Genomic DNA, 25842 nt, shown 5'->3' on the forward strand with positions numbered 1-25842 from the left:
GGAAGAACGGCCTCGGGCGGTGCGGATCGGGGAATGGCGGGTATTTTAGGGGGGATGGGGATTGAGGGCACGGGTAATTTCCCGAACGGTGCAGAATCAAAAGATCGCAGCCTTCGGCAGCTCCTACGCTGAACGTGGTCCCCGTAGGAGCTGCCGAAGGCTGCGATCTTTTGATCTACCCTAAAACCACCAACCGATTCGGCAGTTCATTGCGTACCTGCGTCACCGGCACATGCACCTTGAGCAACTCGCCGCATGCCTCGATACACGTCACAAACCCCTGCAACGTCTTCCCCTGTTTCACCTGCTGGGTAAATGCCGCGACAATCGCATCCCAGCTCTTGTTATCCAGGCGTTTGGATATTCCTTCATCCACCAGAATCTCCACATAGCGCTCGGCCTCGCAGACAAAGATCAACATCCCGGTGCCGCCGACGGTGTGGTGCAGGTTCTGCTCCAGGAACTGCCGACGCGCCAGGTTCGAGGCGCGCCAGTGACGGACCCGACGCGGGATCAGATGGGTGGTGACTTTCGGAATCCGGAAGACCAGGCACAGCACGATAAAACTGGCCCACTGCACCAGCAACAGGCTGTGCATGGTCAGCACGCCGGTCAGGTAATGCACGACACCCGGCACCACCAGCGCCAGCAAACTGGCCCACAGCAGCGGGATGTACGCGTAATCGTCAGCGCGGGCCGCGAGCACCGTCACCAGTTCGGCGTCGGTCTCGCGCTCGACCCGGGCAATCGCCTCGGCGACTTTGCGTTGTTCGTGTTCAGTCAGTAATGCCATGTTATGAATGCCTGCTCGTTATTGTTTTTACCAACCGTGTTATCACCAGCCGCCCGACGAACCGCCGCCCCCAAAACTGCCCCCACCGCCACTGAAGCCCCCGCCACCGCCCCCGCCACCAAAACCACCACCGCCGAACCCGCCGCCAGAACCACCCGAGCCGCCTCGGCCAACGGGCAGGATACCGAGCATCTGCAGGATAAAAATCGTCAGGATGAACAGCATCACCAGGAACACGAAAACGCCTGGATGACGCGAAACAAAATCGCTTTCCTGATTGCCGCCAGCGTCATACACCGTCGACGGTTCATCCAGCGGACTGCCGCCCAACACCACCAGCATCGCTGCAACCCCGTCGCTGATGCCTTTGCTGAAGTTGCCGGTCTTGAACGCCGGCGTGATCACCTGGTTGATGATCACCGAACTCTGGGCATCGGTCAGGCGATCCTCCAGGCCATAACCGACTTCAATCCGCAACTTGCGCTCATCGCGTGCGACGATCAGCAGCGCGCCATTGTTCTTGTCCTTCTGGCCAATGCCCCAGGCGCGACCGAGTTGATAGCCGAAGTCGGCAATGTCGGTGCCCTGCAAATCCGGCAACGTCACCACCACCAATTGTTCGCCGGTAGCGGCTTCGTGGGCCTGGAGTTGCTGCGTCAACTGCTCGCGCACCGCCGGCTCGATCAGTTGGGCGTTGTCCACCACCCGACCGGTCAGTGGCGGGAACTTCAACTCGGCCTGGGCCGTGACTGCAACCACCCAGAGCAACAGCACCAGGCCCATCTTCAACACGCGCATTGGCAACCTCATCCGTGTACAAGCCCAACACATCTTTCAAACCTGGCGTGCCCCTTCGGCAGCTCCTACGGGGGTTATTCATCCGTCACCAGGAATGGTGGTACTTCAAAATTTCACTTGCGGTGCTTTTTCGGCGTCCGGGCTGGTGGCTTCGAAGGTTTCGCGGATCGGCAGGTCGCTGTACATCACGCTATGCCAAAGGCGACCGGGGAAGGTGCGGATTTCGGTGTTGTATTTCTGCACCGCGAGGATGAAGTCGCGGCGCGCCACGGCGATACGGTTCTCGGTGCCTTCAAGTTGCGATTGCAGCGCCAGGAAATTCTGGTTGGCCTTGAGGTCCGGGTAGCGCTCGGACACCACCATCAAACGGCTCAAGGCACCGGTCAGCTGATCCTGGGCCTGCTGGAACTGTTTGAGTTTTTCCGGGTTATCCAGTGTCTTGGCATCGACCTGGATCGAGGTCGCCTTGGCCCGGGCTTCGATAACCGCCGTCAGGGTATCTTCTTCATGCTTGGCGTAGCCCTTGACGGTTTCCACCAGGTTGGGGATCAGGTCGGCGCGGCGCTGATACTGGTTCTGCACCTGGCCCCAGGCAGCCTTGGCCTGTTCGTCGAGGGCCGGGATGTTGTTGATGCCACAACCGGCCAGCAGCGTGGTCAGCAGCATCAGCGCTGCGACTTGCAGGCCCGAGCGATAGTTGAGTCGTACATTCATGTCGGTGATGCTCCCGTGCACAATCCGTTGAAAAACTGCCTGTAACATTTGAATCAGGCTCTTGGGGCATAATCTGCCGCCGCCACTGGATTGCAGCGTGCCAATGGGCTAAAAGATGCCCTCACTACCAAAACGCGTCAGAAGTGTGCTGCATTTACTTGAACAACAATAGTCGCTCCCTAAATTTTGGCTGACCGGCGCGTATTCACTGCCGTTTAGGCCTTTGAGAAAACTATTCATGAAGAAGCTGTGTTTGCTGGGGCTGTTCGTCAGCCTGGCCAGTCATAACGTATTGGCCGCCACGCCCCCCGCACCTCTAGAGAACAAGGACGCTTTCATCAGCAATCTGATGAAGCAGATGACCCTCGATGAAAAAATCGGCCAGTTGCGCCTGATCAGCATCGGCCCGGAAATGCCGCGTGAGCTGATCCGCAAGGAAATCGCCGCCGGCAACATCGGTGGCACGTTCAACTCCATTACCCGCCCGGAAAACCGTCCGATGCAGGACGCTGCCATGCGCAGTCGGTTGAAGATCCCGATGTTCTTCGCCTATGACGTGATCCATGGCCACCGGACCATTTTCCCGATCAGCCTGGCCCTGGCGTCCAGCTGGGACATGGACGCCATCGCCCGCTCCGGGCGCATTGCCGCCCAGGAAGCTGCGGCCGACGGCCTCGACATCACCTTCGCGCCGATGGTCGACATCTCCCGCGACCCGCGCTGGGGCCGCACGTCCGAAGGTTTCGGTGAAGACACTTATCTGGTGTCGCGGATTGCCGGCGTAATGGTCAAGGCCTTTCAGGGCCAGGGCGCCAACGCCGCCGACAGCATCATGGCCAGCGCCAAACACTTTGCCTTGTACGGCGCGGTCGAGGGCGGTCGCGACTACAACGTCGTCGACATGAGCCCGGTCAAAATGTACCAGGACTACCTGCCGCCCTACCGCGCCGCCATCGACGCCGGTGCTGGCGGGGTGATGGTTGCCCTGAACTCGATCAACGGCGTGCCGGCCACCGCCAACACCTGGCTGATGAACGACCTGTTGCGCAAGGAATGGGGCTTCAAGGGCCTGGCGGTCAGTGACCACGGGGCGATTTTCGAGCTGATCAAGCACGGCGTCGCGGCGGACGGTCGTGAAGCGGCGAAGCTGGCAATCAAGGCCGGCATCGACATGAGCATGAACGACACCCTTTACGGCAAAGAGCTGCCGGGGCTGTTGAAGGCTGGCGAAATCGAACAGAAAGACATCGACAACGCCGTTCGCGAAGTGCTCGGCGCCAAGTACGACATGGGCCTGTTCAAGGACCCGTACCTGCGCATCGGCAAGGCCGAGGATGACCCGGTCGACACCTACGCCGAAAGCCGTTTGCACCGTCCGCAAGCCCGAGACGTTGCCCGCCGCAGCCTGGTGTTGCTGAAAAACCGGAACGAAACCCTGCCGCTGAAGAAAACCGCGAAAATCGCCCTGGTCGGTCCGTTGGTCAAAGCGCCAATCGACATGATGGGCAGTTGGGCCGCTGCTGGTAAACCGGCGCAATCGGTCACGCTGTTCGACGGCATGAACGCCGCCATGGCCGACAAAGCGACGCTGATTTATGCGCGCGGTGCCAACATCACCAGCGACAAGAAAGTCCTCGATTACCTGAACTTCCTGAACTTCGATGCCCCGGAAGTGGTGGATGATCCACGCCCGGCCCAAGTACTGATCGACGAAGCGGTAAAAGCCGCCAAGGACGCTGACGTGGTTGTGGCAGCCGTCGGCGAATCCCGTGGCATGTCCCACGAATCGTCGAGCCGTACCGACCTGAACATCCCGGCCAATCAGCGTGAGCTGATCAAGGCGTTGAAAGCCACCGGCAAACCGCTGGTGCTGGTGTTGATGAACGGCCGCCCGCTGTCGATTGTCGACGAGAAGGAACAGGCTGACGCAATCCTGGAAACCTGGTTCAGCGGCACCGAGGGCGGCAACGCCATCGCTGATGTGCTGTTCGGCGACTACAACCCGTCGGGCAAACTGCCGATCACCTTCCCGCGTTCGGTGGGCCAGATTCCGACCTACTACAACCACCTGAGCATTGGCCGGCCGTTCACGCCGGGCAAGCCGGGCAACTACACCTCGCAGTATTTCGATGACACCACCGGGCCGCTGTTCCCGTTTGGCTTCGGCTTGAGCTACACCGATTTCAGCCTGAGCGACATGGCGCTGTCATCGACCACGCTGAACAAGACCGGCAAGCTCGACGCCAGCGTCATGCTGAAAAACACCGGTAAGCGTGATGGCGAAACCGTGGTGCAGTTGTACATCCAGGACGTGACCGGCTCGATGATCCGCCCGGTCAAGGAACTGAAGAACTTCCAGAAAGTAATGCTCAAGGCCGGCGAACAGAAAGTCGTGCACTTCACCATTACCGAGGACGACCTGAAGTTCTACAACGCCCAGCTCAAGTACGCTGCGGAACCGGGCAAGTTCAACGTGCAGATCGGCCTGGACTCTCAGGACGTGACGCAGCAGAGCTTTGAATTGCTGTAACGCTAAAAAGCAAAAGATCGCAGCCTGCGGCAGTTCCTACACAGGCCGCGTACATTCGTGAAGTCACGGATGTACGCGATTTCCTGTAGGCGCTGCCGCAGGCTGCGATCTTTGATCTTGCTCTACCCCCGCCGATCCAGCAGATTCACCACCACCCGATCCACCCACCCCCAAATCCGTTGCTTGACCCGCCGCCACAGCGGTCGGCGTTGCCAGGCCTCCAGGCTGACTTCCTGACTCAGGGCAAAGTCTTTCTCAAAGCTTGCCGTCACCGCCGCCGTCAATCCGGGGTCCAGTGCTTCGAGGTTGGCTTCCAGGTTGAAGCGCAGATTCCAGTGGTCGAAGTTGCACGAACCGATGCTCACCCAGTCGTCCACCAGCACCATTTTCAGGTGCAGGAAACACGGCTGGTACTCAAAGATTTTCACCCCGGCCTTGAGCAGTCGCGGGTAGTAGCGATGCCCGGCATAGCGTACCGACGGGTGATCGGTGCGCGGCCCGGTCAGCAGCAGGCGCACGTCGATGCCGCGCGCGGCAGCCTTGCGCAACGAGCGACGGACTTTCCAGGTAGGCAGGAAATACGGCGTGGCCAGCCAGATTCGCCGCTGCCCACTGTTCAATGCGCGGAACAACGACTGCAGGATGTCCCGGTGTTGACGGGCATCGGCATAGGCAACCCGACCCATACCCTCGCCCACGGACGGTACGCGCGGCAAGCGCGGCAGGCCAAAGTGCGAGGCCGGTCGCCAGGCGCGGCGGTGACGGTTGGCGATCCATTGGCGGTCGAACAGCAATTGCCAGTCGAGCACCAGCGGACCGGTGATTTCCACCATCACTTCATGCCATTCGCTGGTGTCTTCACCCGGCGTCCAGAACTCATCGGTCACCCCGGTGCCGCCGACCACTGCCATGCCCTGATCCACCAGCAACAGCTTGCGGTGATCGCGATAGAAGTTGCCGACCCAACGCCGCCAGCTCAGGCGATTGTAAAAACGCAGCTCCACACCCGCGGCCGTCAACCGCCGGCGCAGGTTCAGCGTGAACGCCAGGCTGCCATAGTCATCGAACAGGCAGCGCACCCGCACACCACGCTCGGCGGCTTGAACCAATGCCTGGACCATGGCCTCGGCGCAGGCGCCCGCCTCCACCAGGTACAGCTCCAGTTCGACCTGCTCCTCGGCGCGGGCAATCGCCACCAACATCCGCGGAAAGAACTGCGGACCGTCGATCAGCAATTCAAAGCGGTTGCCTTCACGCCACGGAAATACGGCTCCGGCCATGTCAGCGCGCCGTGAATATCAGTACCGCACCCACCGGCACCGACAGACTGATGGCCGACAAACCGGCAACCTTGCGCAAACTGTCCAGCCCGGGGCCAGGTCGAAATCTTCAGCGTTGATCACCAGCGGCTCCAGGGTCACCACTTGAAAGCGCCGGTCATCGAGACGGGTCGCCAGCAGTTCGGCGTTGTATTGATGTTGTTGACCATGAAGGCTGACGGTCAGCGGCAAACGCAATTCCAGTTGTGCACCGGGGGCGAGGTCGTTGATCGGGCGCAGATCGATCTGCGCGGTGATCACGGCGTCGGGGAAGGTCTGGATCTCGAACAGGTCCTTGCGCATGCGCTCGTCACGCAGCGGGATACCGCTGTTGACCGAATCCATCTCGACTTCGACTTGCGCCAGCCCCGTGGGGTCGACCTTACCGTGCAAGACCAAAAAGCGCTGTACCTCGGAGATGTTGGCGTTTTTCGTGCTGATGAACGACAGCCGCGACGACTCACCGTCCAGGTACCAATCGGCATGGGCCGACAGCGTGGCACCGGCCAGCAGCAGGAAGGCGAGGGTTTTGGAGAGGACGCGGTTGAACATAGAAACCCGTGGGGCAGATAAACCTGCACGAACCTTAACCGTCCCTGAGCCAGATGCAAACCTGTGTAGCAGCTGGCGAAGCCTGCGTTCGGCGGCGAAGCCGTCGTCAATCCGGCCACTTGAGTCTGCCTGAAACACCGTGGTGCCTGATTTCACGACGGCTTCGCCGCCGAACGCAGGCTTCGCCAGCTGCTACATCAGTAACCGTATTCAGGGATTCAAGCGGCAGCCTTGGCGCTCGCTGATCCACTGCGCGCTATTGCTGCGCCCCATGCCACTGACGGTCACGCGCTTGCCGGCTTCGTCATCGATAAACCCGCTGAAGGGCAACCACTGTTTCACGTAGCCATGGCAGTACTCGACGTCGTTGTTCATCACATACCGGCACGAGCAATATTCCTTGGCAGTGTAGGCGCTGATGATGTCCGGGAACGCCCACAACGCCACCCGCTCTTTCCAGATCCAGCCGAGCAACAAAACCAGCAGCAACAGCAGGATGCTGCTGAGGGGACGGCGGCGAATAAAACTCATGGTTGCACCTTCTCGGCAAACGCCTTGAGCGCGAGTTTGAGCAGTTCGTTGTGCCGATAAGTACCGTCGCGATCATCGCCATATCGGACGATCACCAGTTTTTCGCCGGGAATCACATAAAGCGCCTGCCCCCAGTGCCCCAAAGCAGCAAAGGTGTCGGTCGGCACGTCGGGCCATGGTCGCGCCGCGCCATCCACTGCGCGATTGAGCCACCATTGGCCGCCGGGCACGGCTTCGTCCTGATGGGCGCGATAACCGGCAAACGGTTCGCGGTTGAAAGCGACCCAGTCCTTGGGCAGTAATTGTCGATCGCCCCAACGACCATCGCGGGCCATCAACAGCCCGACCCGCGCCAGATCCCGAGCGGTGAGATAGGCGTAAGACGAGGCGACAAACGTCCCGGAGGCGTCGGTTTCCCAGACGGCATGGCGAATCCCCAGCGGTTCGAACAACGCGGTCCAGGGATAATCCGGATAACGGCTCGTGCCGAGGATGTTTTTCAACGCTGCCGAGAGCAGGTTGCTGTCGCCGCTGGAATAACGGAACGCCTGGCCTGGCGCGGCGTATTCGTCGTGCCCGGCGGTGAATGCGGCCATGTTCGCGTGACCGCGGGTGTAGAGCATGGCCACCACCGAGGATTTCAGTGGCGCGTATTCGTAGTCTTCCTGCCAGTCCAGGCCGGAGGCCCAGTGCAGCAGGTCGGCGAGGGTGATTGCCGGGTGATTTTCCAGCGCCGGATAGAACTTCACCGCGGGGTCCTGCAACGTGAACAAGCCTTCGCCATAGGCCACGCCGAGAACCGTGGCCATCAGGCTTTTGCTGATCGACCAGGTCAGGTGCGGCGTATCGACAGTGGTCGGGCCGGCGTAGCGTTCGTAGATCAGTTGACCGTCGCGGATGACCAGCAAGGCGTCGGTGCGGATGCCTTTTCGAGTGCTGTCATCGCGGCTTGGGAAGGCGTAGGTTTCCAGGGATTCGAGTGCCGGACCGGTGACTTTCGGGCCTTGTGGCCACTGCTCGCCGGGCCAGTTTTCGGCGTGGGCCGTGGCACTGAGCAGCAGCATGAGAAGCAGGGACAAGCCTTTGAACATGGTGAGGGCTCGCAAGGATCAGAACCTGTTGAGCCTAGTCGAAAATAATGACAATCTTTCGGCACGCACATCCCCCCTGTAGGAGCTGCCGAAGGCTGCGATCTTTTGATCTTGCTGTTCAAAATCAAGATCAAAAGATCGCAGCCTTCGGCAGCTCCTACACCGGACAACTCATAATCCGGCCAACGCTTTGGTCAACCGCTTCCCCGCGCGCGCGCCGCCAACTCCATCACCGCTTGATCGCGCTGCCACATCGTCGCCCATAGCGGCAACCCCTCGGCCATGGCCTGATTCACCTCAACCTTGAGCCCCTCGAACTGTGCAAACAACCCGCCCAACAGCACATGCCCAGCCGGATTGTTCGGCGCCTGACGACTGGCTTCCGCACACCCGGCCAATAGCGCCAGCAACCGCAGTTGCAAGGTTTGCGGCCAGTTGCTGTCCTGTCCGACGCCGGACAGCCACGCGGTCATGGCGCTCAACACATAGATGTCTTCCAGGGTGCGGAACGGTTTGACGTAAGCGTCCCAGCCATCGCCGGCCAGCAATTCGCAAAAGGCGTTGTCGAGAAACACCCGGCCGTGACTGATGTCCGGCATCAGCGCGGTGGCCGGGAGTTTCTCCAGGCGCACGCCCGGCTCACCGGGATACACCACCGCCAGGCTCAATCGCGGGTCTTCGCCGAGTGCTTCGCTGCGGGCGGCGATCAGCAACCAGTCGGCGGCGTCGCCTGCGGTGACGAAATCCTTGCGCCCGTTCAGGCGCAGATCCTGGAGCCGGGTCTGCATGTCTGCCGGGCGCAGGCTGCGCTGCTCGGTCGCGCACAAGGCGCCGAGGCTCAACGGCGCGCTCGGCCACAGCACGCGCAACGCCGCCTGATAACCCACCAGAAACGCCAACCCCGGCGTCGCCATCAAGCGTGCGCCGGCCACCGCCAGTTCGAACGGCGTGAGCGTGCCCAACTGATGCAACAAGGTCGCATAGCCTTCGGCCAGGTCAGGATTGGCGGGCAGGCGTTCGCGGCAGTTCAACAGGGTTTGCCAGGGCATAAGAGGCTCCTTGTGGGCTGTCATATAAGCATCACCAAAGCTTCATGGCGATGACACCGGGGCTACATAGCCTGACTTTGCACAACACGGCTGCATAAAGAAAGTCGATCGGCTGCAACCCACGACGGGTGAACGGCCCGTACGGAGATTCGCAATGACTCAGATCGCCCGCATCAGCGACACCGGCAATGAACGCCGCCTGCAAGCCGAACGCCTGATCGGCACCGAGGCCCTGCAGGAAGCCCAGGCCTTGCGCTTCAACGTGTTCAGCGGCGAATTCAACGCCAGGCTCAAAGGCGCGGAGCTGGGTCTGGACATGGATGACTATGATGTTCATTGCGCCCACATCGGCGTGCGTGACTTGAACACCGGGCGTCTGGTCGCGACCACCCGTTTGCTCGACCACACCGCCGCCAGCAGCCTGGGCAAGTTTTACAGCGAAGAAGAATTCAGCCTGCACGGTCTGGTTGCGCTCAAAGGCCCGATCCTGGAAATCGGCCGCACCTGCGTCGACCCGGCCTACCGCAACGGCGGCACCATCGCGGTGCTGTGGGGCGAATTGGCCGAAGTCCTCAATCAGGGCGGCTACAGTTATTTGATGGGCTGCGCGAGCATCCCGATGCAGGACGGCGGCATTCAGGCCCACGCGATCATGCAGCGCCTGCGCGAACGTTACCTGTGCACCGAACACCTGCGGGCCGAGCCGAAGAAGCCGCTGCCGACACTGGATATCCCCTCCAACGTGATCGCCGAAATGCCGCCGCTGCTCAAGGCGTACATGCGCCTGGGCGCGAAGATCTGCGGCGAGCCGTGCTGGGACGAAGACTTCCAGGTGGCCGACGTGTTCATCCTGCTCAAGCGCGACGAACTCTGCCCGCGTTACGCCAAGCACTTCAAGGCGGCCATGTGATGAGCCGTCTTCGGGTGTACGCGCGAATTGCGCGAGTGCTGGTGGTGGTGGCGCTGGGGTTGACCATGGCCAGTGTGTTCGGTTTGTTCGAGCGCGCCGGGATTGCCCATTCGATGGTCCGGCGACAGCGCTGGTCGCGGTTTTTCATGGCCCGCTTGAGCAATGCCCTGCCGTTTCGCGTGACTGTTTATGGTGAGTTGCCAAGGACGCCAATGCTTTGGGTCAGCAACCACGTGTCCTGGACCGACATTCCGTTGCTGGGCATGATCACTCCCTTGTCGTTCCTGTCCAAGGCCGAAGTACGCACCTGGCCGGTGGCAGGCTGGTTGGCGGCCAAGGCCGGCAGCCTGTTTATCCGCCGTGGCTCGGGTGACAGTCAGTTGATCCGCAAACAAATGACCCGTCACCTGGAGCAAGCGCATCCGCTGCTGATGTTCCCGGAAGGCACGACCACTGACGGCCGGTCGTTGCGCACCTTCCACGGTCGCCTGCTGTCAGCGGCGATTGACGCTGAAGTGGCGATGCAACCGGTGGCGATTCGTTATTTGCGCGACGGGAAAATCGATACGCTGGCGCCGTTCATTGGGGATGATGATTTGCTCTCGCACCTGATGCGGTTGTTTGCCAATGATCGGGGCGAGGTGGAAATTCACGTGCTCAAGCCGATCGAGTGCCAGGGCCGCGAGCGTGCAGCGCTGGCGTTCGAGGCACAGCAGGCGGTGCAGAGGGCGTTGTTTGGCGAAGTGGCGAAACCGGCCGAACCACGGCGTACCGGCGAACTCATCGCCGCCTGACCCCGCGGTTCTGTAGGAGCAAAGCTTGCTCGCGAAGAACGATAATGCGGTCATCAGATAAACTGCGGTGATCGTATCGCGAGCAAGCTTTGCTCCTACAGGGGTTGTGTCAGCGATTTTGGGCGAAAGCCTGAAGCTGCGGATAGAACAACCGGAAATCCTCACTCAACGGCTCATACAACACCCGTAACTCCTGCATCGCCCCGGCCAGTTCCTCAGGTTTGCTCAGCCGCCGGGAAATCCCCCGCAGCACCTGCGCCAGCACTTCGAAATCCTCATAAGAACCCAACCAGTCATTGGCCACCATGTACGGCGCGATCTGCGCCAGCCGTTCAGGTAGCTGCGGCTCGCTGGAGAGAACCCGGTAAACGTCCGAAGTGAACTGCGCCAGTGGCTGGTCAGCGTAGAGCGTCCAGTCCCGGGCCAGACAGTGGTCAAAAAACGTCGACCACGATCCCGGCATAACGCCGGCGGGTGATGGAAAACCGCGACAACGCGATGTCCACCAGCGGATGGCGGTCGGTAAACACGTCGATGCTGCGATGCAACTGGATAGCCGCTTCGATCTCCGGGTCGAACTGCCCTTGCAGCCGTCCTTTGACGAAATCGCCATACAGGCTGCCGAGCCATTGACCGGGGCGCTGGCCACCGAGGTGCAGATGTGCGAGATAGTTCATGCCGCGCAGCTTAGCACTGCCGCTGATATATCGTTATAACTCGATATACCGATTTGTGCGTTCGTCAGACCGAAATCATATTGGTATATCGCAATTCAACGATTTAAAGTTCGCCTCATCGCGATATAGCGTTTTACTCATCACGAGCCCCCACCATGACCCTCGACCTCGACGAAATAATAAAAGCCCTGGCACACCCAGTACGCCGAGACATCCTCATCTGGCTGAAAGACCCCAAGGTTCAGTTCCCGGAACAGATCCACAACCACGAGTACGGCATTTGCGCCGGGCAAATCGATCAACGCTGCGGCCTGTCGCAGTCGACCGTGTCCGCACATTTGGCGACGTTGCAACGTGCGGGTCTGATCAGCAGCCAGAAAGCCGGTCAATGGCACTTCTTCAAACGCAACGAGGACGTGATTCAAGCGGCCCTCGACGCCATCGTCAAAGAGCTCAGTGCTCCGACCAGGACTTAACAATGCCCCTCTCGCTACTCATTCTGGCCTTGAGCGCCTTCGCCATCGGCACCACCGAGTTCGTCATCATGGGCCTGCTGCCCGATGTGGCGGCGGACCTCGGCGTGTCGATCCCCGGCGCCGGCTGGCTGGTGACCGGTTACGCCCTGGGCGTGGCCATCGGTGCGCCGTTCATGGCACTGGCCACCGCCCGGCTCCCGCGCAAGGCCGCCCTCGTAGCGTTGATGGGGATTTTTATCGTCGGCAACCTGCTCTGCGCCCTGGCCAGCGACTACAACGTGCTGATGTTTGCCCGTGTCGTCACCGCCCTCTGCCACGGTGCGTTCTTCGGCATCGGTTCGGTGGTGGCGGCAGGACTGGTGCCGGCCAACAAACGTGCGTCAGCGGTGGCATTGATGTTCACTGGTTTGACCCTGGCCAACGTCCTCGGCGTGCCGCTGGGCACCGCGCTTGGTCAGGAAGCTGGCTGGCGTTCGACCTTCTGGGCGGTGACCGTCATCGGCGTGATCGCGCTGATCGGCCTGATCCGTTTCCTGCCGGCCAACCGCGATGAAGAAAAACTCGATATGCGCGCCGAACTGCGCGCCCTTAAAGGTGCCGGGATCTGGCTGTCGCTGACCATGACCGCGTTATTCGCCGCGTCGATGTTCACCCTGTTCACCTACGTCGCCCCGCTGCTCGGCGATGTCACCGGCGTCTCGCCCAAAGGCGTGACCTGGACGCTGCTGCTGATCGGCCTCGGTCTGACGGTCGGCAACATCATCGGCGGCAAACTGGCGGACAAACGCCTGGCCGCCACGCTGATCGGCGTGTTCGCCTCGATGGCCGTGGTCTCCACTGTCCTGACCTGGACCAGCGTCGCGGTGATCCCGACTGAAATCACCCTGTTCCTCTGGGCCACCGCATCGTTTGCCGCCGTCCCTGCGCTGCAAATCAACGTGGTGACCTTCGGCAAAGCGGCACCAAACCTGGTGTCGACCCTGAACATCGGCGCGTTCAACGTCGGCAACGCACTCGGTGCCTGGGTCGGCGGCAGCGTCATCGCCCACGGTTTCGGTTTGACCAGCGTACCTCTCGCGGCAGCAGCACTGGCGGTACTCGCCCTGCTGGTGACCCTGATTACTTTCCGTCAGAGCGCCAATCCCGACCTGGCCCCTGCTACCCACTAACTAACCACTACCTCACGAGGATTGTATTCATGACGACTATTTTCGATCCGATCAAACTGGGCGACATCGAGCTGGCCAACCGCATCATCATGGCGCCACTGACCCGCTGCCGCGCCGACGAAGGCCGAGTGCCGAACGCGCTGATGGCCGAGTACTACGTACAACGTGCCTCCGCCGGCCTGATCCTCAGCGAGGCGACGTCGGTCACGCCAATGGGCGTCGGCTACCCGGACACCCGGGCATCTGGTCCAACGACCAGGTTCGCGGCTGGGCCAACGTAACCAAGGCGATCCACGGCGCGGGCGGCAAGATCTTCCTGCAACTGTGGCACGTAGGCCGGGTTTCCCACTCGTCGTACCTGAATGGCGAAACACCGGTTGCACCGAGCGCCATCCAGCCCAAGGGTCACGTCAGCCTGGTTCGTCCGTTGTCCGACTACCCAACGCCACGTGCTCTGGAAATCGCCGAAATTGCCGATGTCGTGGACGCTTACCGCGTCGGCGCTGAAAACGCCAAGGCTGCCGGTTTTGACGGCGTGGAAATCCACGGCGCTAACGGTTACCTGCTCGACCAGTTCCTGCAAAGCAGCACCAACCAGCGCACCGACAATTACGGCGGCTCCCTGGAAAACCGTGCCCGTCTGTTGCTGGAAGTGACCGACGCCGCGATCGAAGTCTGGGGCGCTGGCCGCGTGGGTGTGCACCTGTCACCACGCGCCGACTCCCATGACATGGGCGACGACAACCTGTCCGAGACCTTCACTTACGTGGCTCGTGAACTGGGCAAACGCGGCATCGCCTTCATTTGCTCTCGCGAGAAAGAAGCCGGCGACAGCCTGGGTCCACAATTGAAAGCAGCCTTCGGCGGCCCGTACATCGCCAACGAACGCTTCACCAAGGACAGCGCCAACGAATGGCTGGCCAGCGGCAAGGCTGACGCAGTGGCGTTTGGTGTGCCGTTCATTGCCAACCCGGATTTGCCGGCGCGCCTGAAGGCTGATGCGCCGCTCAATGAGGCGCGTCCTGAGCTGTTTTATGCCAAGGGTCCGGTCGGTTATATCGACTACCCAACGCTGTAAGCGGCCCTTCAGAGCACGCGCTGCTCCTGCAGAAACGCAAAAGCCCCGACTCGAAAGCGCCGGGGCTTTTTGCGTATTGCACTCAACAGATTGCAGACAGGGGCAGCTTGAGCGGGATTTTTCACCCGCCTTCACACGGGTGAAACAAATTTCCTACAAAATACATAGTTCACTACCTATCAACCTGCTACTAGTACGTATATAAAAGCACTCAACGGCGTCAAGGCGAGCAATACGGATTTTCTGCTGCCTGAAACATTGACACGACTGGATCCATTTACGCATTTTGATTCATTTGCGCAGGCTGGGGCTCAAGCGCAGCATATCCAGCCCTGTATCGACCCAGCGCTCGGCTTCGGTGTGCAACTCGAAACTGTCGGGCGCCAGCAACCACTGGTACAGGATGCCGTCGATGTAGGCATGCAGACTGATCGCAGCACGGACCGTATCGAGATCGTTCGGCAACTGCCCTCGATTCACCGCATTACTCAGGGCCAGGGCAATTCGCACGTTGCAGTCGAGACTGACCGTCCGGCGCTGCTGGCGCAGGTCACACATTTCATCGGTGAATTCGCACTTATGAAAAAGAATCTCGTTGATGCGTCGGGTTTTCGGATCCAGGGCAACTTGATGAAACAAATGAGTCAGCAATTTACGCATGCAACCCAACGGATCGAGCTCGTCCTCGCTCTCACTGGCCTTGGCCATCTCATCCAGCGGTTCATGCAAGGTATCAAGCATGGCCTGTACCAGATCCGCCTTGTTGCTGAAATGCCAGTAGATGGCCCCGCGAGTGACCCCGGCCAGTGTGGCGATGTCCGCCAGCGTCGTGCGCGCCACGCCCCTTTCATAAAAGGCTTTCTCTGCCGCTTCGAGTATCTGGCTTCGGGTTTCTTGAGCTTCCTCTTTGGTACGACGGACCATGGCAGTACAACCTCAAATCAGGATGCTTCAGCGATGTCTGGATATGCGCTGAATAAATGTGCAGCGAACTCTCTTGGGGTCCGTCTACGGCCTACAATTCGAACCTTTGAGCGGCATTTGTAACAGTGTGGGTACGCAGCCAAGGTATTTACAAACAACCATGAACGTAAGTATATTCCTTAGCAAGCTACTTATCCACTCAGCGCCTAATTTTTACCCTTCCACCTTTCGAGTGCGCATTTTGCGCGCCTGACCCGAGGATTTTCATGCAATTCAAGCCAGCTGTTACCGCTCTGGTCACTGCCGTCGCCCTGGCATCACTGCTCAGCGGATGCAAAAGGAAGAGGCGCCTGCAGCCCCTCCCGCCCCTCAGGTTGGCGTTGTCACCCTGCAACCTCAAGCCTTTACCCTGACGTCCGAGCTTCCGGGCCGTACCAGTGCGTACCGCATCGCCGAAGTCCGCCCGCAGGTCAACGGCATCATTCTCAAGCGCCTGTTCAAGGAAGGCAGCGATGTCAAAGCCGGCCAGCAGCTGTATCAGATCGATCCGTCGGTCTACGAAGCGACGCTGAAAAGCGCCGAAGCCAGCCTGCAACAGACCAAATCGATTTCTGATCGCTACAAACAACTGGTCAACGAGCAAGCCGTCAGCCGTCAGGAATACGACACCGCTGTGGCCAACCGTCTGCAGTCCGAAGCAACGCTGCAGACCGCCCAGATCAACGTGCGCTACACCAAGGTTTACGCGCCACTGACCGGCCGTATCGGTCGCTCCAACGTGACCGAAGGCGCACTGGTCAGCAACGGACAGGCCGATGCCATGGCGGTGATTCAGCAACTGGACCCGATTTACGTCGACGTGACCCAGTCTTCGGTGGAGCTGCTTGAGCTGCGTCGCGAACTGGAAAGCGGCCGTCTGCAAAAGGCCGGCGACAACTCCGCGGCGGTCAAACTGACCATGGAAGACGGCAGCGAGTACAAACAGGACGGTAAGCTGGAATTCTCAGAAGTGTCCGTCGACCAGACCACCGGTTCCGTGACCCTGCGTGCCGTGTTCCCGAACCCTGATCACACCCTGCTGCCGGGCATGTTCGTTCACGCCAAATTGCAGTCCGGGGTTAACGCTGCCGCCATTCTGGCGCCGCAACAAGGCGTAACCCGTGACCTCAAAGGCACGCCGACCGCACTGGTCGTCGGCCCCGACAACAAGGTCGAACTGCGTCAGCTCAAGGCCAGCCGTACCGTTGGCAGCCAGTGGCTGATTGAAGACGGTTTGAAAGCCGGCGATCGTTTGATCACCGAAGGGTTGCAATTCGTCAAGCCGGGTATTGAAGTGAAACCGACTGAAGCGACCAACGTAACGGCGAAAAACCCGGCCGCCGCACAGACAGCTGACAAGGCTTACAGCGGCAAAGGGGAGTAAACCATGTCGAAATTTTTTATCGACCGTCCGATTTTCGCCTGGGTAATTGCCCTGGTGATCATGCTGGTCGGGGCTCTATCGATCCTCAAGCTACCGATTAACCAGTACCCAAGCATTGCGCCACCGGCCATTGCCATCTCCGTGACCTACCCAGGCGCTTCTGCACAAACCGTGCAGGACACCGTGGTTCAGGTCATCGAACAACAGCTCAACGGTATCGATAACCTGCGTTATGTGTCGTCGGAAAGTAACTCCGACGGCAGCATGACCATTACTGCCACCTTCGAGCAGGGCACCAACTCCGATACCGCGCAGGTTCAGGTCCAGAACAAACTGAACCTGGCCACCCCGCTGCTGCCGCAAGAAGTGCAGCAACAGGGTATCCGCGTGACCAAGGCCGTGAAAAACTTCCTGCTGGTGATCGGCGTGGTGTCGCAAGACGGCAGCATGTCCAAGGACGACCTGGCCAACTACATCGTGTCGAACATGCAGGACCCGATCTCGCGGACCGCGGGTGTCGGTGACTTCCAGGTCTTCGGTGCCCAGTACGCGATGCGGATCTGGGTCGACCCGGCCAAGCTGAACAACTTCAACCTGACCCCGGCTGATGTCAGTGCCGCCATTTCGGCACAAAACGTTCAAGTGTCCTCCGGTCAACTCGGTGGTTTGCCGGCACTGCCTGGCCAGCAACTGAACGCCACGATCATCGGCAAGACCCGCCTGCAGACTGCCGAGCAGTTCAAGGCGATTCTGTTGAAGGTCAACAAGGATGGTTCGCAAGTGCGTATCGGTGATGTCGCCGATGTCGGTCTGGGCGGCGAAAACTCCAGCATCTCGGCCCAGTTCAACGGCAAGCCGGCTTCCGGTCTGGCGGTGAAACTGGCCAACGGCGCCAACGCCCTAGACACGGCCAAGGCCCTGCGCAAAACCATCGACGACCTGAAGCCGTTCTTCCCGCAAGGGATGGAAGTGGTATTCCCGTACGACACCACGCCAGTGGTCACCGAATCGATCAAGGGTGTGGTTCAAACCCTGGTCGAAGCGATCGTGCTGGTGTTCCTGGTGATGTTCCTGTTCCTGCAAAACTTCCGCGCCACCATCATCACCACGATGACCGTGCCGGTAGTACTGCTGGGTACTTTCGGGATCCTCGCGGCATTCGGTTTCAGCATCAACACCCTGACCATGTTCGGCATGGTGCTGGCCATCGGCTTGCTGGTGGACGATGCCATTGTCGTGGTGGAAAACGTCGAACGGGTGATGAGTGAGGAAGGCCTGTCACCCAAGGAGGCCACCAAGAAGTCCATGGGGCAGATCCAGGGTGCCCTGGTCGGTATCGCCCTGGTGCTGTCCGCGGTACTGCTGCCAATGGCGTTCTTCAGCGGCTCGACCGGTGTGATCTACAAGCAGTTCTCGATCACCATCGTCTCGGCCATGGCCCTGTCGGTATTGGTTGCCCTGATCTTCACCCCGGCGCTCTGCGCCACCATGCTCAAGGCGATTCCGAAAGGCGAGCACGGCACACCGAAACGCGGTTTCTTCGGCTGGTTCAACCGCAACTTCGACCGTGGCGTCAAAAGCTACGAGCGCGGTGTCGGCAACATGCTCACGCACAAGATCCCGTACCTGCTGGCCTATCTGCTCATCATTGTCGGCATGATCTGGCTGTTCACCCGCATTCCGACTGCGTTCCTTCCGGAAGAAGACCAGGGCGTACTGTTCGCCCAGGTGCAAACCCCGGCCGGTTCAAGTGCCGAACGCACCCAAGTGGTGATCGACGAGATGCGCTCCTACCTGCTGGAGAAAGAGTCCGGTGCGGTGGCTTCGGTGTTTACCGTGAACGGCTTTAACTTCGCCGGTCGTGGGCAGAGCTCCGGCCTGGCGTTCATCATGCTCAAACCGTGGGGCGAGCGTGACGCGAGCAACAGCGTGTTTGCCCTGGCAGCCCGTGCCCAGCAGCACTTCTTTACCTTCCGTGATGCGATGGTGTTCGCCTTCGCACCGCCAGCGGTACTGGAATTGGGTAACGCCACCGGTTTCGACGTGTTCCTGCAGGACCGCGCCGGTATCGGTCACGACAAGCTGATGGCGGCCCGTAACCAGTTCCTCGGCATGGCTGCGCAGAGCAAGGTGCTGTATCAGGTGCGTCCGAACGGCCTGAACGATGAGCCGCAATACCAACTGGAAATCGACGACGAGAAAGCCAGCGCCCTGGGCCTGACACTCGCTGACATCAACAGCACGCTGTCGATTTCCTTCGGTAGTAGCTACGTCAACGACTTTATCGACCGTGGCCGGGTGAAGAAGGTTTACGTGCAAGGTCAGGCAGGCGCTCGCATGAGCCCTGAAGACCTGAAGAAGTGGTACGTACGCAACAGCGCGGGCACCATGGTGCCGTTCTCCGCGTTCGCCAAAGGCGAGTGGGTGTACGGCTCGCCGAAACTGGCCCGTTACAACGGCGTGGAAGCGATGGAAATCCTCGGTGCCCCGGCGCCCGGCTACTCCTCCGGTGAAGCCATGGCCGAAGTCGAAGCCATCGCCAGGAAACTACCGGCCGGTGTCGGCATTTCCTGGACCGGTTTGTCCTACGAGGAGCGGCTGTCCGGCTCGCAAGCGCCAGCGTTGTATGCGCTGTCGCTGCTGATGGTGTTCCTGTGTCTGGCGGCGTTGTATGAGAGCTGGTCGATTCCGGTCGCGGTTATGCTTGTGGTGCCACTGGGGATCATCGGTGCATTGATGGCCACCAGCCTGCGCGGTCTGTCCAACGACGTGTACTTCCAGGTGGGCCTGTTGACAACCATCGGTCTGGCATCGAAAAACGCCATTCTGATCGTCGAATTCGCCAAGGACTTGCACGAGCAAGGACGCAGCCTGCGCGAGGCGGCCATTGAGGCCTGCCGGATGCGTCTGCGACCGATCATCATGACCTCGCTGGCCTTCGTCCTCGGTGTGGTTCCATTGGCGATCTCCACTGGCGCAGGTTCGGGTAGCCAGCATGCGATCGGTACCGGGGTAATTGGCGGTATGATCACCGCCACGGTCCTGGCGATCTTCTGGGTCCCACTGTTCTTCGTTACCGTGTCGTCCATTGGCCAGCGCAAGAAAACTGACCAGGATGACGCCATTGAAACTCCTAAAGAGGCTGGCCAATGAGCAAGTCGCTACTCTCCCTGGCCGTCGCCGCTTTCGTGCTTGGCGGCTGCTCGCTGATTCCTGACTATCAGCAGCCTGCCGCTCCGGTGGCCGGCCAATACCCGCAAGGCCCGGCGTATTCGTCGGCCCAGGCGCCGAGCCAGGCTGCCGCCGAACAGGGCTGGAAGCAGTTTTTCCATGACCCGGCGCTGCAACAGATGATTCAGGTGGCCCTGGAAAACAACCGTGACCTGCGTGTCGCGGCCCTGAACATTGATGCTTACGCCGCTCAGTACCGCATCCAGCGTGCCGACTTGTTCCCGGTCGTTACGGCCAATGGCAGCGGCAGCCGTCAGCGGCTCCCGGCGGATGCCTCGACGAGCGGTAAAGCGGGTATCAGCAGCTCGTACTCGGCCACGGTCGGCATCAGCGCCTATGAACTCGACCTGTTTGGTCGGGTTCGCAGTCTGAGCGAAGAAGCCCTGCAGAAATACTTCTCCACCGAAGAAGCACGACGCAGTACCCAGATCAGCCTGGTGGCCAGTGTCGCCAACGCCTATCTGACCTGGCAGGCCGACAAGGAACTGCTGAAACTGACCCAGGACACCCTGGGTGCATTCGAGGAGAGCTACAAGCTCACCGCGCGCAGCAACGAAGTCGGTGTAGCCTCGGCGCTGGACCTGGCACAGTCGCGTACCTCGGTGGAAAACGCCCGGGCGCAACTGGCCAAGTACACCCGTCAGGTCGCCCAGGATGAAAACAGCCTGGTGCTGCTGCTCGGCACCGGCGTCCCGGCCAATCTGCAAGCCGCCAAGCCTCTGTCTGACGACTTGCTGAGCGACGTTCCGCCGGGCTTGCCGTCGGACTTGCTGCAACGTCGTCCGGACATCCTTCAGGCCGAATACAACCTGAAGGCTGCCAACGCCAACATCGGCGCGGCGCGGGCTGCGTTCTTCCCAAGCATCAGCCTGACCGCCAATGCCGGGACCCTGAGCCCGGACCTGTCCGGTCTGTTCAAGGGGGTCGGGTACCTGGCTGTTCTCGCCGCAGATCAACCTGCCAATCTTCAACGCCGGCAGCCTGCGCGCCAGCCTGGATTACTCGAAAATCCAGAAAGACATCGGCGTGGCGAACTACGAGAAGTCCATTCAAACGGCCTTCCAGGAAGTCGCCGACGGCCTGGCCGCCCGCCAGACCTACACCGAGCAGTTGCAGGCGCAGCGTGATTTCGTCACCGCGAACCAGGACTACTACCGTCTGGCCGAGCGTCGCTACCGCATTGGTGTCGACAGCAACCTGACCTTCCTCGATGCCCAGCGTCAGCTGTTCAGTGCCCAACAGGCGCTGATCACCGACCGTCTGGCGCAACTGGTCAGCGCGGTCAATCTGTACAAGGCATTGGGCGGTGGCTGGAACGAGCAGACGGCGAAGAACGAGCCGTTGAAAGAAGAAGCGCCGAAGTTGAAGTTGTTCTGATAGCGCTGTGAAAACAAAAAGCCCACCGTTTGGTGGGCTTTTTGTTGGCTTAAAGGAAAGCAAAGTCAAAAGATCGCAGCCTTCGGCAGCGCCCACAGGCGCGTAGGAGCTGCCGAAGGCTGCGATCTTTTGATCTTTTGCCGTTCGATAATCGCCCAAAACCCGCTTTCCCCAATTGAATCCCCTCGCCCATCCCCCGCACCATTCGCTCCACAAAACCAATAACAACAGGTTCGACACCATGCCCCCGCGCCCTGCCCTGTCCGGCTGACTTCACCCGTTTCCCACCCCAGTTTCAAACCTTGTGTCTGCACCCCCAGGTTGCGGCAGCGCCCCGTTTCACCCCTAACAATTAGAGAGACCCGAGCCCATGAAGCCTTCCACCGTGCAGTACCTGTTTCCCAGCCTCATTGCCGCCACACTGGCCGGCAGCGCCCTGCCCGCCGTGGCTGATGAGTCGGGTTTTGTCGAAGGGGCCAAGGTCAACCTGAACCTGCGCGACTTTTTCATCAACCGCAACTTCACCAACCCGACCAAGGCCCAGGGCATTGCTCAGGAGTGGACGCAAAGTTTCATCCTCGACGCCAAGTCCGGTTTCACCCAGGGCACCGTCGGGTTCGGCATGGATGTGCTGGGGTTGTACTCGGTGAAACTCGACGGCGGCAAAGGTACCGGCGGTACGCAGTTGCTGCCGCTGGACCACGACGGGCGCCCGGCGGACACCTTTGGCCGCACCAACGTCGCGTTCAAGGCCAGGCTGTCCCAGACCGAAGTGAAAGTCGGCGAGTGGATGCCGGTGCTGCCGATCCTGCGCTCGGACGACGGTCGCTCCCTGCCGCAAACCTTCCGTGGCGGGCAGGTCACTTCGAAGGAAATCGACGGCCTGACGCTCTACGGCGGCCAGTTCCGCGCCAACAGTCCCCGGGACGACAGCAGCATGACCGACATGTCGATGGTCGGCAAAGCCGCGATCACCTCGGACCGTTTCAACTTCGAGGGTGGCGAATACACGTTCAACGACAAGCACACTCAGATCGGCTTGTGGAACGCTGAACTCAAGGACATCTACAGCCAGCAATTCGTCAACCTGATCCACACTCAGCCCCTCGGCGACTGGACCCTGGGCGCCAACCTCGGGTTCTTCTACGGCAAGGATGATGGCAGCGCCCGGGCCGGCGAACTGGACAACAAGACCTGGTCCGGCCTGTTCTCGGCCCGGTACGGCGGCAGCACCTTCTACGTCGGCCTGCAAAAACTCACCGGTGACAGCGCCTGGATGCGGGTCAACGGCACCAGCGGCGGCACCCTGGCCAACGACAGTTACAACAACAGCTACGACAACGCCCAGGAACGCTCCTGGCAACTGCGCCACGACTACAACTTCGCCGCCCTCGGCGTGCCGGGCCTGACCCTGATGAACCGCTACATCAGCGGTGACAACGTACATACCGCCACCACCACCGACGGCAAGGAATGGGGCCGCGAAAGCGAACTGGGTTACACCGTGCAAAGCGGCACGCTCAAGGACCTGAATTTCAAATGGCGCAACTCGAGCCTGCGTCGAGACTTCAACAACAACGAGTTCGACGAGAACCGCCTGATCGTCAGCTACCCGATCAGCCTGCTGTAAACACCGATTAAATGTGGGAGCGAGCTTGCTCGCGATGGCAGGGTGTCAGTCAATATAAATGTTGGGTGTAAATCCGCTATCGCGAGCAGGCTCGCTCCCACAAGGGATCCTCTGTGAACACGGGATTGGAGTTCACATCCGATCAATGTGGGAGCGAGCCTGCTCGCGATGGCGTCAGCCCAAACACTGAAAATCCCGAAGATCACTCCCGAGATTCAACCCCCAACTCATCCCACACCGACTCCGCCAAATGGAACGTCGCATTCGCCGCCGGTATCCCGCAGTAGATCGCGCTCTGCATGATCACCTCCTTGATCTCGCCACGGGTCACGCCGTTATTGGCGGCGGCGCGCAGGTGCAACTTGAGCTCTTCGTTGCGATTCATGCCGATCAGCATGGCGATGGTGATCAGGCTGCGGGTGTGGCGCTCCAGGCCTGGACGAGTCCAGATATCGCCCCAGGCGTGACGGGTGATCATCTCCTGGAATTCCGAGTTGAATTCGGTCAGCGCGTTCAGGCTGCGGTCGACATGGGCGTCACCCAGGACCGCGCGGCGAACTTTCAAGCCCTCGTCATAACGTTGTTTCTCGTCCACGAAAAAAACCTCAATGATTCGACAGAAATGCCAGCACCCGCTCGCTGAACGCAGCGCCCGCCTGGACGTTGGACAGGTGCGCGGCGTAGAACCCGGCGTACTCGGCGCCCTGCACGTGCTCCTGAATAAAGTGCCCGCCGGAGGGCGGCGTGACCGTATCTTCGGTGCCTGCGATCACCAACAGCGGCACCTTGATCGAAGACAACTGATCACGGAAATCGGCATCACGCACGGCGGCGCAATTGGCCGCGTAACCTTCAGGTGAAGTGGCGGCAAGCATGTCGGTGATCTTTTTCGCCGTCGTCGGATTGGCCTCGGCAAAGTCCGCCGTAAACCAGCGCGCAATCGACGCATCACGCAACGCGACCATTGCGGCCGGACCGTCGCGCAGCACGGTTTCGATCCGCGGGTTCCACACCGACGGATCGCCGATTTTCGCTGCGGTGTTGCACACCACCAGTTTGTTCAATCGATGGCCGGCATTGATCCCCAACCACTGGCCAATCAAGCCGCCCATGGACAAGCCACAGAAATGCGCACGCTCGATATGCAACGCATCCAGCAGCGCCAGTACGTCGTAACCCAGTTGCTCGATGCTGTAAGGCCCCGGTGTGACCAACGATTGACCGTGGCCACGGGTGTCAAAACGCAGCACCCGGAAGTGTTCGATGAACGCCGGTATTTGCGCGTCCCACATGTGCAAGTCAGTGCCCAACGAGTTGGACAACACCAGCACCGGCGCATCGACCGGGCCATCGAATTGGTAATGCAGTTCGCCCTCGGCGAGTTGTACGAATGCCACAGCAGCCTCCTTCAAGCAGTCAACGCAAAATGTTCAGCCACCGCGCGCTCGACCCAGGTATGGGCCTGGCCGAGGTAGTGGGCAGGGTCCAGCAGGCGATCCAGTTCAGCCGGTGAAAGCTCGGCGGTCACTTGCGGCTCATCGCCGAGGACCGCGCGCAGATGACGCTGTTCGGCCACCGCGCGTTTGCAGCATTGTTCGAGCAGATGGTGCGCGGTATCGCGACCGACTCGTTGCGCAAGCACGATGCTCACTGCTTCGGCCAGCACCAGACCTTGGGTCAAGTCGAGGTTGCGGGCCATGCGCATCGCGTCCACTTCCAGGCCTTCGGCAACCAGCAGTGCTTGCTGCAAACTGCCGGACACCAGGCAGCAAATCTCCGGCAGGGTTTCCCACTCGGCATGCCACAGGCCGAGGCTGCGCTCGTGTTCTTGTGGCATGGCGCTGAACAAGGTCGAGAGCAAACCCGGCACCCGCGTCGCCGCGCCGATCAACACCGCCGCACCCACAGGGTTGCGCTTGTGCGGCATGGTCGAGGAACCGCCCTTGCCCGACGCCGAGGGTTCGAAGACTTCAGCCGCTTCGGTCTGCATCAACAGGCTGATGTCGCGACCGAACTTGCCGAGGCTGCCGGCGATCAAGCCGAGCACCGAACCGAATTCCACCAGCCGATCACGTTGGGTGTGCCAAGGTTGCTCCGGCAGTGACAATTGCAGCTCTTCGGCCAAGGCAGCGGCAATCGGCATCGCTTGCTCGCCGAGGGCTGCGAGGGTTCCGGAGGCGCCGCCGAATTGCAGCACCAGCAAGCGTGGTTTCAGTTCGCGCAGACGCTGGCGACTGCGGGTCACCGCCCCCAGCCAACCGGCGATTTTCATCCCGAGGGTGACCGGCGTCGCCTGTTGCAACCAGGTGCGTCCGGCCAGCGGCGTGGCGGCGTAACGTTGAGCCTGGGTCGCAAGGATTTCCCCCAGTTGCGCCAGATCGCTTTCGATCAACTCCAGCGCACGACGCAATTGCAGCACCAGACCGGAATCCATCACGTCCTGGCTGGTGGCGCCCAAATGCACATAACGTTCGGCTTCAGCATCGTTCGCGGCAATCCGTTTGCCCAAAGCCTTGACCAATGGAATCGCCGAATTGCCCGCGGTGGCAATCGCCTCACCCAGGGCGGCGAAATCGTAATGTCCAGCCTGACAAGCTGCTTCTATTGGGACGACAGCGGATTGCGGAATCAACCCGACCCGCGCTTCGGCCCGGGCCAGCGCCGCTTCGAAATCAAGCATGGCCTGAACCCGGCCCTGATCGCAGAACACCTCACGCATAACGCGGGCAGTGAAATAGGCATCGAACAATTGATTGTTCGGTCGCTGGTTCATAAA

General features: G+C 60.5%; 17 protein-coding genes and 6 pseudogenes. 10 read left to right on the plus strand and 13 right to left on the minus strand.

Features of this window, described 5'->3' with window-relative positions:
* Window positions 1-175: 175 nt before the first annotated feature.
* From JFV26_RS21615 to JFV26_RS21625, 3 genes are all read right to left on the minus strand, one after another.
* A complete protein-coding gene (locus JFV26_RS21615) occupies window positions 176-793 on the minus strand; it encodes a TPM domain-containing protein (RefSeq protein WP_201195328.1) in 618 nt (205 codons plus the stop codon).
* 42 nt (window positions 794-835) lie between these two features.
* Window positions 836-1591: a TPM domain-containing protein gene (locus JFV26_RS21620; RefSeq protein ID WP_201195329.1), complete on the minus strand. Its 756-nt coding sequence runs from the start codon at window positions 1589-1591 to the stop codon at window positions 836-838.
* A gap of 105 nt (window positions 1592-1696) precedes the next feature.
* Entirely contained in the window at window positions 1697-2305 is a 609-nt protein-coding gene (locus JFV26_RS21625; protein WP_201195331.1) for a LemA family protein, read from the minus strand.
* 238 nt (window positions 2306-2543) lie between these two features.
* Here JFV26_RS21625 and bglX point away from each other — a divergent pair, with 238 nt between their 5' ends.
* Window positions 2544-4835 carry a beta-glucosidase BglX gene (bglX, locus tag JFV26_RS21630; RefSeq protein ID WP_201195333.1) on the plus strand — a complete coding sequence of 764 codons (2292 nt, stop codon included), beginning with the start codon at window positions 2544-2546 and terminating at the stop codon, window positions 4833-4835.
* 122 nt (window positions 4836-4957) lie between these two features.
* Here the strand turns inward: bglX and JFV26_RS21635 are convergent, their stop codons facing one another.
* From JFV26_RS21635 to JFV26_RS21655, 5 genes and pseudogenes are all read right to left on the minus strand, one after another.
* The gene (locus tag JFV26_RS21635; RefSeq protein WP_201195335.1) at window positions 4958-6115 is read right to left on the minus strand and encodes a phospholipase D-like domain-containing protein; all 1158 of its coding nucleotides are present in this window, start codon (window positions 6113-6115) and stop codon (window positions 4958-4960) included.
* 1 nt (window position 6116) lies between these two features.
* Window positions 6117-6706, minus strand: a pseudogene (locus JFV26_RS21640) (YceI family protein).
* A 210-nt stretch (window positions 6707-6916) separates the two neighbouring features.
* Window positions 6917-7237 carry an amidase gene (locus JFV26_RS21645; protein ID WP_201195337.1) on the minus strand — a complete coding sequence of 107 codons (321 nt, stop codon included), beginning with the start codon at window positions 7235-7237 and terminating at the stop codon, window positions 6917-6919.
* Complete coding sequence (locus tag JFV26_RS21650) at window positions 7234-8328, minus strand: serine hydrolase domain-containing protein (RefSeq protein ID WP_201195873.1); 1095 nt, start codon at window positions 8326-8328, stop codon at window positions 7234-7236. The genes JFV26_RS21645 and JFV26_RS21650 overlap by 4 nt, the downstream gene beginning before the upstream one ends.
* 171 nt (window positions 8329-8499) lie before the next feature.
* A pseudogene (locus tag JFV26_RS21655) lies at window positions 8500-9377 on the minus strand (acyl-CoA dehydrogenase).
* Between the two features lie 154 nt (window positions 9378-9531).
* Here JFV26_RS21655 and olsB point away from each other — a divergent pair.
* The gene (gene olsB / locus JFV26_RS21660) at window positions 9532-10287 is read left to right on the plus strand and encodes an L-ornithine N(alpha)-acyltransferase (RefSeq protein WP_201195341.1); all 756 of its coding nucleotides are present in this window, start codon (window positions 9532-9534) and stop codon (window positions 10285-10287) included.
* Window positions 10287-11081: a lysophospholipid acyltransferase family protein gene (locus JFV26_RS21665; RefSeq protein ID WP_201195343.1), complete on the plus strand. Its 795-nt coding sequence runs from the start codon at window positions 10287-10289 to the stop codon at window positions 11079-11081. Before olsB ends, JFV26_RS21665 begins: the two co-directional genes overlap by 1 nt.
* Window positions 11082-11190: 109 nt before the next feature.
* On the opposite strand, the pseudogene JFV26_RS21670 reads toward JFV26_RS21665, so the two are convergent.
* Window positions 11191-11758 (minus strand): annotated as a pseudogene (locus JFV26_RS21670) (acyl carrier protein phosphodiesterase).
* 155 nt (window positions 11759-11913) lie between these two features.
* Between JFV26_RS21670 and JFV26_RS21675 the strand changes: the two are divergent.
* The 3 genes and pseudogenes from JFV26_RS21675 (at window position 11914) to JFV26_RS21685 (ending at window position 14481) form a co-directional block, all read left to right on the plus strand.
* The gene (locus JFV26_RS21675) at window positions 11914-12234 is read left to right on the plus strand and encodes an ArsR/SmtB family transcription factor (RefSeq protein ID WP_201195345.1); all 321 of its coding nucleotides are present in this window, start codon (window positions 11914-11916) and stop codon (window positions 12232-12234) included.
* A 2-nt stretch (window positions 12235-12236) separates the two neighbouring features.
* Window positions 12237-13403, plus strand: coding sequence for an MFS transporter (locus JFV26_RS21680; protein ID WP_201195347.1), 1167 nt, complete (start codon window positions 12237-12239; stop codon window positions 13401-13403).
* 89 nt (window positions 13404-13492) lie between these two features.
* Window positions 13493-14481 (plus strand): annotated as a pseudogene (locus JFV26_RS21685) (alkene reductase).
* 291 nt (window positions 14482-14772) lie between these two features.
* On the opposite strand, the gene emhR reads toward JFV26_RS21685, so the two are convergent.
* Window positions 14773-15405 carry an efflux system transcriptional repressor EmhR gene (emhR, locus tag JFV26_RS21690; protein WP_201195349.1) on the minus strand — a complete coding sequence of 211 codons (633 nt, stop codon included), beginning with the start codon at window positions 15403-15405 and terminating at the stop codon, window positions 14773-14775.
* A 266-nt stretch (window positions 15406-15671) separates the two neighbouring features.
* Here emhR and emhA point away from each other — a divergent pair.
* From emhA to JFV26_RS21710, 4 genes and pseudogenes are all read left to right on the plus strand, one after another.
* A pseudogene (emhA, locus tag JFV26_RS21695) lies at window positions 15672-16828 on the plus strand (efflux RND transporter periplasmic adaptor subunit EmhA).
* A 3-nt stretch (window positions 16829-16831) separates the two neighbouring features.
* Complete coding sequence (gene emhB, locus JFV26_RS21700) at window positions 16832-19981, plus strand: efflux RND transporter permease subunit EmhB (RefSeq protein ID WP_201195351.1); 3150 nt, start codon at window positions 16832-16834, stop codon at window positions 19979-19981.
* Window positions 19978-21436, plus strand: a pseudogene (gene emhC / locus JFV26_RS21705) (efflux RND transporter outer membrane subunit EmhC). Before emhB ends, emhC begins: the two are co-directional and overlap by 4 nt.
* Before the next feature lie 370 nt (window positions 21437-21806).
* Window positions 21807-23066 carry an OprD family porin gene (locus JFV26_RS21710; protein WP_201195352.1) on the plus strand — a complete coding sequence of 420 codons (1260 nt, stop codon included), beginning with the start codon at window positions 21807-21809 and terminating at the stop codon, window positions 23064-23066.
* Between the two features lie 202 nt (window positions 23067-23268).
* Here the strand turns inward: JFV26_RS21710 and pcaC are convergent, their stop codons facing one another.
* Genes pcaC through JFV26_RS21725 form a run of 3 tightly spaced genes read right to left on the minus strand, consistent with a single transcriptional unit; the run spans window position 23269 to window position 25839 of the window.
* Window positions 23269-23661, minus strand: a complete 393-nt coding sequence (gene pcaC / locus JFV26_RS21715) for a 4-carboxymuconolactone decarboxylase (RefSeq protein ID WP_201195354.1) — start codon at window positions 23659-23661, stop codon at window positions 23269-23271.
* Window positions 23662-23671: 10 nt separating this feature from the next.
* Window positions 23672-24463, minus strand: coding sequence for a 3-oxoadipate enol-lactonase (gene pcaD / locus JFV26_RS21720; RefSeq protein ID WP_201195355.1), 792 nt, complete (start codon window positions 24461-24463; stop codon window positions 23672-23674).
* A gap of 11 nt (window positions 24464-24474) precedes the next feature.
* Entirely contained in the window at window positions 24475-25839 is a 1365-nt protein-coding gene (locus tag JFV26_RS21725) for a 3-carboxy-cis,cis-muconate cycloisomerase (protein ID WP_201195357.1), read from the minus strand.
* Between the last annotated feature and the right edge of the window lie 3 nt (window positions 25840-25842).

The organism is Pseudomonas sp. TH31, assembly GCF_016650815.1.
Classification (GTDB): Bacteria; Pseudomonadota; Gammaproteobacteria; order Pseudomonadales; family Pseudomonadaceae; genus Aquipseudomonas.

What these genes read in the sequence shown, in the direction of transcription:
- JFV26_RS21615 (WP_201195328.1), bottom strand. Translation starts at nt 793, where the DNA reads ATGGCATTACTGACTGAACACGAACAACGCAAAGTCGCCGAGGCGATT.
- JFV26_RS21620 (WP_201195329.1), bottom strand. Translation starts at nt 1,591, where the DNA reads ATGCGCGTGTTGAAGATGGGCCTGGTGCTGTTGCTCTGGGTGGTTGCA.
- JFV26_RS21625 (WP_201195331.1), bottom strand. Translation starts at nt 2,305, where the DNA reads ATGAATGTACGACTCAACTATCGCTCGGGCCTGCAAGTCGCAGCGCTG.
- bglX (WP_201195333.1), top strand. Translation starts at nt 2,544, where the DNA reads ATGAAGAAGCTGTGTTTGCTGGGGCTGTTCGTCAGCCTGGCCAGTCAT.
- JFV26_RS21635 (WP_201195335.1), bottom strand. Translation starts at nt 6,115, where the DNA reads ATGGCCGGAGCCGTATTTCCGTGGCGTGAAGGCAACCGCTTTGAATTG.
- JFV26_RS21645 (WP_201195337.1), bottom strand. Translation starts at nt 7,237, where the DNA reads ATGAGTTTTATTCGCCGCCGTCCCCTCAGCAGCATCCTGCTGTTGCTG.
- JFV26_RS21650 (WP_201195873.1), bottom strand. Translation starts at nt 8,328, where the DNA reads ATGTTCAAAGGCTTGTCCCTGCTTCTCATGCTGCTGCTCAGTGCCACG.
- olsB (WP_201195341.1), top strand. Translation starts at nt 9,532, where the DNA reads ATGACTCAGATCGCCCGCATCAGCGACACCGGCAATGAACGCCGCCTG.
- JFV26_RS21665 (WP_201195343.1), top strand. Translation starts at nt 10,287, where the DNA reads ATGAGCCGTCTTCGGGTGTACGCGCGAATTGCGCGAGTGCTGGTGGTG.
- JFV26_RS21675 (WP_201195345.1), top strand. Translation starts at nt 11,914, where the DNA reads ATGACCCTCGACCTCGACGAAATAATAAAAGCCCTGGCACACCCAGTA.
- JFV26_RS21680 (WP_201195347.1), top strand. Translation starts at nt 12,237, where the DNA reads ATGCCCCTCTCGCTACTCATTCTGGCCTTGAGCGCCTTCGCCATCGGC.
- emhR (WP_201195349.1), bottom strand. Translation starts at nt 15,405, where the DNA reads ATGGTCCGTCGTACCAAAGAGGAAGCTCAAGAAACCCGAAGCCAGATA.
- emhB (WP_201195351.1), top strand. Translation starts at nt 16,832, where the DNA reads ATGTCGAAATTTTTTATCGACCGTCCGATTTTCGCCTGGGTAATTGCC.
- JFV26_RS21710 (WP_201195352.1), top strand. Translation starts at nt 21,807, where the DNA reads ATGAAGCCTTCCACCGTGCAGTACCTGTTTCCCAGCCTCATTGCCGCC.
- JFV26_RS21725 (WP_201195357.1), bottom strand. Translation starts at nt 25,839, where the DNA reads ATGAACCAGCGACCGAACAATCAATTGTTCGATGCCTATTTCACTGCC.